The organism is Psychrobacter sp., from assembly GCF_030457785.1.
Taxonomy (GTDB): domain Bacteria; phylum Pseudomonadota; class Gammaproteobacteria; order Pseudomonadales; family Moraxellaceae; genus Psychrobacter.
Genome location: NZ_JAKDUI010000064.1, coordinates 1 through 12,128, shown reverse-complemented (window position 1 = coordinate 12,128; position 12,128 = coordinate 1). Strand labels below are relative to the sequence as shown.

General features: G+C 44.2%; 8 protein-coding genes. 3 read left to right on the top strand and 5 right to left on the bottom strand.

The window, feature by feature from the left end; genetic code table 11:
• Positions 1–110: 110 nt before the first annotated feature.
• Positions 111–1,337: a tRNA 2-thiouridine(34) synthase MnmA gene (mnmA, locus tag L0J61_RS04850; RefSeq protein WP_301465207.1), complete on the top strand. Its 1,227-nt coding sequence runs from the start codon at positions 111–113 to the stop codon at positions 1,335–1,337.
• A gap of 306 nt (positions 1,338–1,643) precedes the next feature.
• Positions 1,644–3,035 carry an adenylosuccinate lyase gene (gene purB / locus L0J61_RS04845; protein WP_301465206.1) on the top strand — a complete coding sequence of 464 codons (1,392 nt, stop codon included), beginning with the start codon at positions 1,644–1,646 and terminating at the stop codon, positions 3,033–3,035.
• Between the two features lie 231 nt (positions 3,036–3,266).
• On the opposite strand, the gene L0J61_RS04840 is transcribed toward purB, so the two are convergent.
• Entirely contained in the window at positions 3,267–3,455 is a 189-nt protein-coding gene (locus tag L0J61_RS04840) for an NF038104 family lipoprotein (RefSeq protein WP_301465205.1), read from the bottom strand.
• 147 nt (positions 3,456–3,602) lie between these two features.
• Here L0J61_RS04840 and L0J61_RS04835 point away from each other — a divergent pair, with 147 nt between their 5' ends.
• Complete coding sequence (locus L0J61_RS04835; protein ID WP_301465203.1) at positions 3,603–4,775, top strand: cupin domain-containing protein; 1,173 nt, start codon at positions 3,603–3,605, stop codon at positions 4,773–4,775.
• Positions 4,776–4,896: 121 nt separating this feature from the next.
• Here L0J61_RS04835 and guaD read toward each other — a convergent pair whose 3' ends face one another.
• The 4 genes from guaD to L0J61_RS04815 form a co-directional block, all read right to left on the bottom strand.
• Positions 4,897–6,339 (bottom strand): guanine deaminase, encoded by a 1,443-nt coding sequence (gene guaD / locus L0J61_RS04830; protein WP_301465202.1) that lies wholly within the window; start codon positions 6,337–6,339, stop codon positions 4,897–4,899.
• A 234-nt stretch (positions 6,340–6,573) separates the two neighbouring features.
• Complete coding sequence (locus tag L0J61_RS04825) at positions 6,574–7,674, bottom strand: XdhC family protein (protein WP_301465201.1); 1,101 nt, start codon at positions 7,672–7,674, stop codon at positions 6,574–6,576.
• Entirely contained in the window at positions 7,667–10,237 is a 2,571-nt protein-coding gene (xdhB, locus tag L0J61_RS04820) for a xanthine dehydrogenase molybdopterin binding subunit (protein ID WP_301465199.1), read from the bottom strand. The genes L0J61_RS04825 and xdhB overlap by 8 nt, the downstream gene beginning before the upstream one ends.
• Positions 10,238–10,410: 173 nt before the next feature.
• A complete protein-coding gene (locus L0J61_RS04815) occupies positions 10,411–12,024 on the bottom strand; it encodes a xanthine dehydrogenase small subunit (protein WP_301465198.1) in 1,614 nt (537 codons plus the stop codon).
• Positions 12,025–12,128 lie beyond the last annotated feature (104 nt).

Genomic DNA, 12,128 nt, shown 5'->3' with positions numbered 1-12,128 from the left:
TTGATCTATTTACTAAATAGTAAATTGTAGTGATTGAATTCAATTGAGACTGTATTTGATTACGACGTTATTTCAATGCTGGAATTAAGTATAAAAAGTTGAGCCGCCTTATGTCAGCCACCCCAAATACATCAAGCACACCAGTCACTGAATCTTTCAGCGCCCAGCGCCCTTTGACGCTCGCTGATATAGACAATCCGAACGCCAAACATGTCATTGTCGGCATGTCAGGTGGCGTTGATTCTTCTGTATCTGCTGTTCTGCTCCAACAAGCAGGATTTAAGGTAGAAGGTCTGTTTATGAAAAACTGGGAAGAGGATGACGGTACTGAATATTGTACCGCTATGGAAGACTTAGCCGACGCACAAGCCGTCTGTGATAAAATCGGTATCAAGCTACACACTGCCAACTTTGCCATGGAGTACTGGGATCGCGTTTTTGAGCATTTTCTAGCAGAATATAAAGCGGGACGTACGCCTAACCCTGATATTTTATGCAACAAAGAAATTAAGTTTAAGGCCTTTTTAGATTATGCTTTGACCTTGGGTGCTGATTATATCGCCACAGGTCACTACACTCGTCGGAGCATGAATTATACCAATGCAGATGACCAGCTTGTTGCACAACTATTACGTGGTCTTGATAATAATAAAGACCAAAGCTACTTTTTACACGCTGTTGGCGGTGATAAAATCGCCAAAACTTTATTCCCTGTCGGTGAGCTCGAAAAACCAGTCGTGCGCCAAATTGCGGAAGAGCATGATCTTGTGACGGCCAAAAAGAAAGACTCTACTGGCATTTGCTTTATCGGTGAGCGTCGCTTCAAGGACTTCTTACAACAGTATCTGCCTGCTCAAAAAGGCGATATCATCACTGACGATGGCAACATCATTGGCACTCATGATGGGCTAATGTACTACACCTTAGGGCAGCGCGGCGGTATCGGTATTGGCGGTGTCAAAGACCGCCCTGAAGAGCCTTGGTTTGTACTGGCAAAAAATCTAGATAAAAATCATCTGATCGTCGGTCAAGGACACGAACATCCAATGATGCTCAGTAATGAGTTAACTGCCTATAAAATGGATTGGGTTGAAGGTTTACCGCCTGCGGATATTTTCAGCTCAGAAGGGTTACGCTGCATGGCAAAAGCCCGCTATCGCCAACCAGACCAAGCCTGTCATGTATTTGCTAATTGTGACGACGGTAGTGATGTTCGAGTCGTTTTTGACGAACCCCAACGTGCAGTAACACCTGGTCAATCAGCTGTATTTTATATCGATGAGGTTTGTTTGGGTGGCGGTGTGATATCTTCTATCGATGCACCTTGTGGCTTCTAAAGCGTATACTCCCGTTGCACGATGGTAAAAAAGCGGTCAGATACACGGGACCAATCAATACTTCAACTGGTCGTTTAGTACACGCTCATTCAACACACGATCATCCAACACATAGTCTGAGAGCGTGTCACCAACCAGTCCATAGACAGACTTAGTTGGCTGAAAGTGGTTTATTAACCTCGTAATTCTGCTATATTACGCGCAACTTATTTTCGCTCAGTACTTATAATTCAGTACTTATAAATAGTATTTTTTCAATAATTGCACCTCCACATCTCCTTATTTCATAACTATCGAGGCATCATTATGACCCCACTTACCGCTCTCTCCCCAATCGACGGTCGTTACGCGTCTAAAGCTGACAGCTTGCGCCCTTACCTCTCTGAGTATGGTCTTATCAAAGCCCGCGTCACTGTTGAGATTCGTTGGTTACAGTCATTAGCTGATAATAACGCCATTGGTGAGTTGGCCGCCTTTGATACCGAGACCAATAACTTCCTAAACAGCATCGTTAATGACTTTAGCGAAAATGATGCCCAGGCGATTAAGGATATCGAAGCGACGACCAATCATGATGTCAAAGCGGTCGAATACTTTATCAAAGATAAATTCCGCGGTCGTGACGCTCTTATTGATTCACTAGAATTCATTCACTTTGCCTGCACTAGTGAAGATATCAACAACCTGTCATACGCCCTAATGCTAAAAGACAGCCGCGATCTTGTGGTTTCTAAAATGCAGCAAGTCACTGACAGCATCGTTGACTTATCCATTGCTCACGCAAACCAACCAATGCTGTCACGTACGCACGGTCAAACAGCCAGCCCAACGACACTTGGTAAAGAGATGGCAAACGTAGCCTATCGCCTCGCCCGTCAAATCAAACAAATCGGTGATGTTGAGCTACTGGGTAAAATCAATGGTGCGGTGGGTAATTACAACGCTCACCTTTCAGCTTATCCTGATATTGATTGGCAGGCGCATGCAGAACAATTTATCAATCAACGTCTTGAATTGACCTTCAATCCTTACACAACACAGATTGAACCGCATGACTATATCGCTGAATTGTTTGATGCGGTTAAGCGTTTCAACACTGTATTGATCGATTTCAACCGTGATGTTTGGCAATATATTAGCTTAGGCTATTTCAAACAACGCCTAAAAGATGGAGAAGTTGGCTCATCAACGATGCCACACAAAGTGAACCCGATTGACTTTGAAAACTCTGAAGGCAACTTAGGTGTTGCTAATGCGACACTTGCTCATTTGGGTGAGAAACTACCTATTTCACGTATGCAACGTGACCTATCAGACTCAACGGTACTGCGTAATATCGGTGTTGGGTTGGCTCAAAGCATGATTGCTTATGATGCCTGTCTAAAAGGTGTTGGGAAGCTTGAGTTAAATGCACAACGTCTGAACGATGACCTCAACCAAGCACAAGAAGTGTTGGCTGAACCGATTCAAACGGTCATGCGCCGCTATCGTGTTGAAAATCCATACGAGAAGCTCAAAGCCTTGACTCGTGGTAACGCCATGACTCGCGAAGCTATGTTAACCTTCGTTGAAAGCGATGAATTATCGACCGTTAGTGACGCAGACAAAGCACGTCTACGCGAACTGACGCCTGCAACCTATACCGGTAACGCCGCTGAACAAGCTCGCGGTATCAAAGAATGGATCGCTAAGCTTTAAGCATAAAATGATTTTATAGAGCCTGTATTTTACAGTGGCTATATAAGGTAAAAGTGATCAATAAGGTGGAAGTAACTAGGGTCTATTGAACAGACTCTAGTGAAACTCTGAAGTCTGATCACTTCTATTTGGATGCTTTTTCTGTTTTAGTGAATACGAACCTTGCTTATAGCACTATGTTTTTAACTAAAGACATATAGTTCATGAGCAAGGTTTTTATTTTTAGTCTTATTAGTCCTTCTTATCATCGTCGTCATCACTGTCGCCAGGTATGACCGCTTTTCCGACAGCAACCGTGCCCTTGACCACGCCTTTAGTCGTTTTATAAGCGACTTTAACGGGGACAGTCACTAGCTTGTGTACACAGCCTTGTAGTGCAAAAACACTGGCAATGATAACGACAAAATGTAGTTTTTTCATAATATTCCTACGATTGATAGTATGCGCTAAGGTAATTGCATGCTCTAACAGCAGCCATTAGATAGAGTATAATCATAAACTATTACACCTCTCCTATAAAGCAATCATCATGAATGTTACACCTCATAGACAGATACGGATTTATCAATGAACGCTATACCTCTTTGCTTACCCGACTCTATTACGCCTGAACAATTCTTAAACGAATATTGGCAAAAAAAACCTCTGCTTATCAAGCAAGGTTTGACCCAACTGATTGATATGTTTGAACCAGAAGACATGCTAGGGCTTGCACTAGAAGAAGATGCCTCAGCACGATTATTGAGCCAAGCCTCTAGCAAGCAGGCAGACCAGCCTCAGTGGCATGTTAAAAAAAGCCCACTCAACGAAACAGACTTTGAGAATTTACCAGAACACTGGACGGTGCTGGTTCAAAACCTTGAGCAATGGTCACCTGAACTTGGTCAACTCTGGCAAGCATTTGACTTTATCCCTCAGTGGCAGCGCGATGACATCATGGTTTCTTATGCCCCAGAAGGTGGCTCAGTCGGCAAACACTATGATGATTACGATGTGTTTTTAGCACAAGGTTATGGCTCTAGACGTTGGCAGTTAGGAAAGTTCTGTGATAAAGACTCTGAATTCATCGCAGACGAGCCAATTAGAGTTTTTGATGATATGGGTGAGATTGTTTTTGATGAAGTGCTTGAAGCTGGTGATGTACTGTATGTACCACCGAAGCTATCGCATTTTGGTGTTGCACAAGATGACTGTTTAACTTTTTCTTTTGGTTGCCGTCGTCCTAATTTAATGCAAATCATCGATAGCATGGCTGATGTCGCGACCAACGACAGCGACTTATTCATACCAATGCTGTTGCCACAACCGCTACAAGCATCAGGAGAGCTGCAAGCCGACAGTATCGATGCCATAAAAACCCAGCTCTTACAAATGCTCCAATCCGAACAAGGCAACCAAATTATCCGTCAAGCAGTCTCTGAAGTGGTCAGTAAACGTCAATATGATGCATTAGTGCCGGAAGAAACTGTCAGTACTGATGAGCTCATGCAAGCGCTGTCCGACGGCGCAACGCTACAAGCCGACTATAGCAGTCGTCTGCTTTATAACCAATCTGCTGATGGCATCACGCTATACGCAAACGGCCAGCGTATCGATGGTTTAGATGATACCACCACCAAAGTACTGGTGCGACTGGCCAATGGTGAACACTTAACACATCAAGATATCACAGACGTAGACTCAGACGACCTGAGCGAATGGTTAGAAAATGGTTGGGTGTGGGCTGGCTACCCTGACTAACAGCCTATCTCTGGCAAGCAATAGTGAAAAAAAATTCCAAAATAAAAAACTCAGTGGCTATTCGATAAAAATCTTCATTGAATAACCACTGAGCGCCTTGAAAATATAGGTTTATCGTTATCTATGTGGCAGCCGTTTTTTTATAGCGACTCACACCAGCGATAACCGTTTGCTTAATCACTCTGTCATCACCCATCATCATCAATGCAAACAACTTCTCATTTAATGACTTAGCGTGCATCATCCGACGCTCGAGTAATTCAGTGCCACCCATATTTATGACGACAAAATCAGCTTCTTTGTTGGGCATGAAGTTGCCAATCTTATCATCCAATAATAACGACTGCGCATTACCCAAGGTAATCTGATAAAGTCCTTGATGAGCTGGTAATGAGTTTTTCTGTAACTGCTGGACTTTATAAGCTTCAGACAAAGTAGTTAGCATTGACAAGCTGGTGCCTGCGCCCACATCCGTAGCGATACTTACGCCCGTATAGCTCAAAGTTTTTGACAAGTCAAACAACCCACTACCCAAAAACAAATTAGAAGTTGGACAATGTGCTATTTGAGTACCAGTGTCGCGCAGTACTTGATACTCAGACGTTTCAAGATAGATACCATGTGCTAAGGTGGTTCGCCTACCAAGCAAACCCATATCATCATAAACGTCCAAATACCCTTTATGAGTCGGATAAAGCTCCCGCACAAAGGCTATTTCGTCTAGATTTTCTGCCAAATGCGTTTGTAAGTACACACTGTCACAACTGCGATAGAGCTCACCTGTCATTTGTAGTTGCTTTGGCGTTGAAGTGATGGCAAACCTAGGCGTAATTGCCACATGCTGACGACCTTTCTCATGCCATTTATCGATGATGTCTTGCGTATCTCTAATTCCCTGCTCAGTTGGTACACACAAGTTTTTTGGTGCATTTTGATCCATCAATACATTACCCGTAATCATACGAGTATTCAAACGAGCACTCTCTGTAAAAAACGCTTCTACTGACTGAGGATGACTGGTAGAAAACACCAATGCACTTGTAGTACCGTTCGCAAGCAGCTGATTTAAGAAGAAACGTGCAGTATCATGGGCAACCTTTGAGTCACCAAAACCAGCTTCCGTGATAAAAGTATAGTTGTTCAACCAATCAAGCAACTGCTCCCCAAAAGCCGCAATCATATCTATTTGTGGGTAATGCACATGAGTATCGATAAAGCCAGGCATGATAATATTGCCTTTCTCATTGTGAACCTGTATCGGTTGTTTATGCGCTTGGCCATTAGCACCACTGTACTGCGCCATCATGGTAGAACACTGACCATAATTTAAAATACGACCTGTCACGTCATCAACCACGAGAGCGCCATCAGCGATATATTCAGGATAAACATTCACGCCAGCAACAACAGACTGTAGTCTAGTGTCTTCTTCTACTGTCACATCATTAAGACTACTGACGTTTGACATTTTTTCTGTCGCGGTGTTTGAACTATTTGATCTGGCAGCTAAGTCATCTTCGGTAAGATAATGCAGTAGTTGTGCTTGATAAATATGTATAGTCATAACAAGTCTCGTATTGAAGCGTGTTGGTACAGAATTAATGAGTATCGCTTAGCCATTGACTAGCAAACACCATTAGCTAGCAAACACAAAGTTGCTTAATAAATAGCTGCTTAATAAAAGGCTTAACGGCGCAGCGATAACAATTATGTCGATAAGCTCTCTGACAATAAGCTTTTTGACAACAATCTTTCTGCCGATGAAAATTATCGCGTGCCAGCTCGTATAGATTAACCTCTATGATTGGTTATACAGCTGTAGCACCTGTGCTGCGATAGAGATAGCAACGGCCATTGGCTCTTTACCACCGATATCGATTCCGATGGGCATGGTCAGATTGGCCACGGCTTCCTCACTATAGCCGCGTTGAAGTAAGCGATCCCTAAAACGTTTGGCTTTGGTGGCAGAACTGATACAACCAAGATAAGGCATCGCTGATACTACATGGTCGTTGCCATTATGACCGTTACCGACAGCAAAGTTAGATTCTCGCTCTGTATTGCGTACATCAGCATTGATGCCCTTGTCCATGTCTAAGCAGGCGTCCAATGTGGCACGCACCAGGTCAAAATCAAGACTATGATCATGAGTCATGACTAAAATAAACTGCTGAGTACCTTTTTTTATAGATGGGTTGCTACGATTGCTTGCAATAAACGGTTTTACAAAATCAACAGGATCTTCATCAATATGTGGGCGGATATGCGCAGGCAGTTGATAAATAGCTTGCTTCCTAGCGATGCCGATATCGGCCTCTGTGGTGTTTTCTGCATCAGTTTTTAAGTAACGATCAAACATCTCAGCACGACTGTCTAACCAATCTACCTGACATGGCAGCTCTGCAAGTAATGTCATCAGTGCCGCTGCTACATGCCCTGCACCAAACACCAATAGCGACATAGGCGGTGTCACATTAAAGCATTCAAACATGACAGTGACACTACCACCGCAGCACTGTGCTAACTTAGCACCTAATGGATAATGTTTGGTATAGACTGCATCGCGGCGTACGGCATGTGCTTTTTCAGACTTACCTTGTTTTAGTGGCTTGCCGTCTTTAGCGTCACCGCTATTTAACTCACCTTTTAGAAGCTGCCTAGCCGTTATCGTTACATCATGTTCTAGGCTACCACCGCCTAATGTGTCGCAGAATCCATCAAGCGTGATAATCATTTTAGATTGCAGCGCTCTAGGTGCTGACCCATTAACAGCGACGACAGTAGCCAAAACGTGTGCCACACCACGCTGTTGATATTCGGCTAATCCGTCATACCAACGTGTCGGGGCAGATACAGTAGATGATAGTGATGCTGTTTTGAATGTAGCGGCATTACTCACTGTGTGCAGGACCTCTCGCCGTTGAGACATTGGGCTTTTTGATAGCTTCAGACTGCTCATCAGTCAGCTTGCCTTTCGTCGTCGGCACATCGACCTCTTCACTATGAGACACCTGTTGTGGCTGTACTCGATCATCATCAATATCACATTTATCATCAACTGGTGTCAGACTTTCAACTGTTTCAGCATCCATGCCTCCAGAAACTTCCCACTTTTCACCTTGCAGATGCATCACCGCTTTTAATACGGCTTCTGGCGTCGCAGGCATGGTTAGCTCTGGGTTCTTTTGATAGCTTCCCACGCTTGCGACGGCGTTATTAATCGCACACCAAACACTGGCGGCCAACATAAATGGCGGCTCACCAACTGCTTTAGAGTTATAAATGGTTTGTTCTTCATTTTTACGATCAAACAGTTTGACGCTCCATTGCTTTGGCAAATCATGAGCAGTGGGAATTTTATAATTTGCAGGACCATCGGAAGCAAGCCTTCCTTTTTTGTCCCAAATTAATTCTTCCGCAGTCAGCCAGCCCATCCCTTGAACGAAGCCACCTTCAATCTGACCGATGTCGATGTCTGGATTAATCGACTGACCAACATCATGCAAGATGTCACAGCGCAATACTGTATATTCGCCTGTCAATATATCGACTTCAACTTCAGCACAAGATGCACCGAGTGCAAAGTAAAAGAATGGACGACCCCATGCTTTGGAGCGATCATAAAAAATCTTAGGCGTTTTATAATAGCCAGTAGCAGACAAACTAACTCGTTGCTGATAGGCCAATTGTACGAATTCAGAAAATGTTAGCGTTTCTTTGTCACTGATATGGACATGGTTTCGGGCGAACGTGATGTCTTCAGCACCAACTTTAAAATGTTCGGCGGCAAACTCAATCAAACGTTCTTTCACGGTAATACAGGCATTTTGTGCCGCCTTACCGTTGATGTCTGTCCCAGATGACGCAGCCGTTGGTGAAGTATTCGGTACTTTATCCGTGCGAGTCGCTGTTACCTTGACGGTGTCTAGATCTACCTCGAATTCATTAGCAACAATTTGGGCGATTTTTACATACAGCCCTTGACCCATCTCCGTACCACCATGATTGATCTGAATCGTGCCATCAGTGTAAATATGTACCAATGCACCCGCTTGATTCAAATGCTGAACGGTAAATGAGATACCAAATTTGACAGGAGTCAATGCCAGACCATAGCGTTTATCGCTATCTTCATCTTCAGCCTTTTTATTGGCTTCTATGATTTTTTGACGACGTTTGTCATAGTCATTATCGTCTGCCAACGTTTGCATGATGGTTGCTAAATCGAAATGCTCAATCGGCTGTCCATAGTGAGTACTTTGACCTTCTTTATATAAATTTGCCAAGCGTACTTGCAATGGGTCTTTACCCAAAGTATAGGCTATGTGGTCCATCATATATTCAGCAGTCAATAACCCCTGTGGACCACCAAAACCTCGATAAGCGGTGTTAGAAACAGTATGCGTCTTACAGCGATGACCTGCTATCTGTGCCGCGGGATAATAATAAGCGTTATCACAATGGAACATCGCACGATCAACGATAGCATCAGACAAATCGGGTGAATAACCACACAACCCTGATAATTGCATATCAACGCCAAGGATCTGACCTTCATCGTTGACACCGACCTCATATCGGTTGGCAAATTCGTGACGTTTTCCCGTCACTACCATGTCATCTTGGCGATCCAAACGCATGCTCACTGGTACATTGTGGCGTTTAGCAACGATACCGCATAAGCACGACCAAGCCGCCGCTTGCGTTTCTTTGCCACCAAAACCACCACCCATTCGACGTACTACGGCTGTCACTGCATGAAATGGCAGGTCAACCACTTCAGCAACCAACTGCTGCACTTCACTTGGATGTTGCGACGAGGTATAAACTTCAAGGCCACCGTCATCACAAGGTATGACATATGACACTTGACCTTCGAGATAAAAGTGCTCTTGGCCCAACATATGAATATGACCTGCAATACGAGTAGAAGATTTCTCAAGCGCAGTAGCTGCATCGCCTCGTGACATGAAATGGCTAGGACGGACAAACTGCGATTGTGTTAATGCCTCTTCGACACTGAGTATGGCTGCTAATGGCTCATAATTGACAACCGCTTTTAATGTGGCTTTTTTGGCAGCGCGATGACTGGTGGCAACGACGACAAATAGTGTCTGACCCACATACTCGGTGATTTGATCCACCATTAATGGATCGCCATCAAATACGGGACCGATATCAGTTTTTGCGGGTATATCTGCAAAAGTAATAACGTCTACTACCCCATCGGCAGTTTTTACGGCACTCAAATCCATACTCACTATACGAGCATGAGCATGAGCACTTTTACCAATCGCTAGGTGCAAGGTGTCTTGAGGTTTCTTTATATCGTCGACATAAGTGGCTGTACCCATTACATGACTAATAGCACTGTCATGTTTTGCACCAGTACCAATCTTGTTTTTGGGTGGACGTACGCGGCGATTACTATTGCTATCAAGTAATGAAGAATGGTGGCTCATGTTGGCGCTCTCTTATGTTTTTAGCCAAATTTATCACCTAAGCATTCGGCTCTTGGTTATTTGACGGTATGTTTAACGCTTTATTGTGAAAGATGCTATAGGGCGTGTCCTCAATCTGAGCAGTCATTTTTAAATGGGCTAATTGGTGACACAACCTAAATAATGCAGAGGTATTAGGCGCTTACGGGCTCTACATCCACGACCAACTGTTTGCCGCACTTGACCAGCAATCGTTGTACTACATGCATACGATACTCACGGCTGGCTCTCACATCCGTCATTGGTGAGACATCCATGGGCAGCATTTGCGCGGCAGTTAAGAAACTATCTACAGCCACAGGCTGTCCAATCAATGCCTGCTGAGTTTTTTCGGCCAACAAAGGTATCGCGGCCATGCCACCTAACCCCAATCTAGCATTTTCAATCGTCATATTGTCAGCGGCAACATCAACTTTTGCTGCCAGTAAACAGGCAGAGATATCATCCTCATAACGCTTACTGATTTTATAGATATATAAATGCTGATTTGCTTGCATCAATGGTATATGTACAGCCACAACATAACTACCTGCACGCAGCTTGGTCTTTTTGTAGTCTAAGAAGAACTCTGACAGAGGCAATACTTCGTCAGTGTATGATGCTTGATTGTCAGTCGTGTGATTGGCTACATCACAATGGCGCAGATGTACTTGTGCATCTAATGCCAACAACACAGGAGGAAGATCTCCAATCGGTGATGCGTTGGCAATATTGCCGCCGATCGTGCCCATGTTACGAATCTGTGGAGAAGCAATACGTTCGAATAACGCTGCGAATTCAGGGAAATACTGCTCTAAGACAGGCAGCATGGTTTTGTAGGTCATCCCCGCACCCAGTACCAATGATTTATTCAACGAGTTGTTTTTGGCGTGTGTGTCATCAGGATCTGTCAGCGTCCATGATTTGAGCTCATCAATAGCTGATAGCTGAATAATCGCGTCGTGATCAACCAAGTGCTGCGTCACACTCAGCCCCAGATCTGTACCGCCTGCCCAAATAGTCGCACTTGGATTGGCAGCTAATACTTGATGAAAATCCTCTAAAGACTGCGGCATAAATAATTGGCGCGCATTCTGAGTCAGGACAGGTTCGAGTGCATTAGTCGCTGTCGCAGCAGGTGTGTGGCTGGTTTTCATCGCATCTGTCGCCAGGTCTATCGTTAGATCTTTTGCGATTTCCTGCGCAGCGTCTCGCTGTTGTCCAATCTGACCCATTGTCAAACCTGCCTCTACAATAGGACGATAACCTGTGCATCGGCATAAGTTTCCAGCTATTGAAGCAACGACTTCATCGTAACTCAACTCGTCTGTCGAACCAGATGCCTCTGCTTGTAGACGATGATTTTCATAAGTACTAGCAAGCGACATGACAAATCCAGGCGTACAAAAACCACACTGCGAACCATGGCAGTCGACCATCGCTTGCTGCGCCGGGTGCAAGGTAGCACGATCGGGGTGATTGTCAGGATTGTCTGCTAGATAAGCCGCCGTCATAAGATGATGACCATCCATGAGTGACAGCAGGGTAATACATGAGTTTAGAGTGAAAAATGGCGAAGGTTTGACAGCCTCACTACTACTCTCGGGTAACCGCTGCGCCATGATCGTACAGGCACCACAATCACCACTACCACAGCCCTCTTTTGTATCGGTCTGTCGTTCGTGCAAGCGCAAATATTCAAGAACGGTTGTATTAGGGTTTAGGTGGGTAATCTCACAAGACTTCCCATTTAGATAAAAACTGATCATGGCAATACTCGGCTATCAGGTAAAGGGGACATAGAAGGTTGATTTGGGTTCTAAGAGAACAATATGCAGTTACACATAGTCCTTAAAATAGTCGTTAACTATTA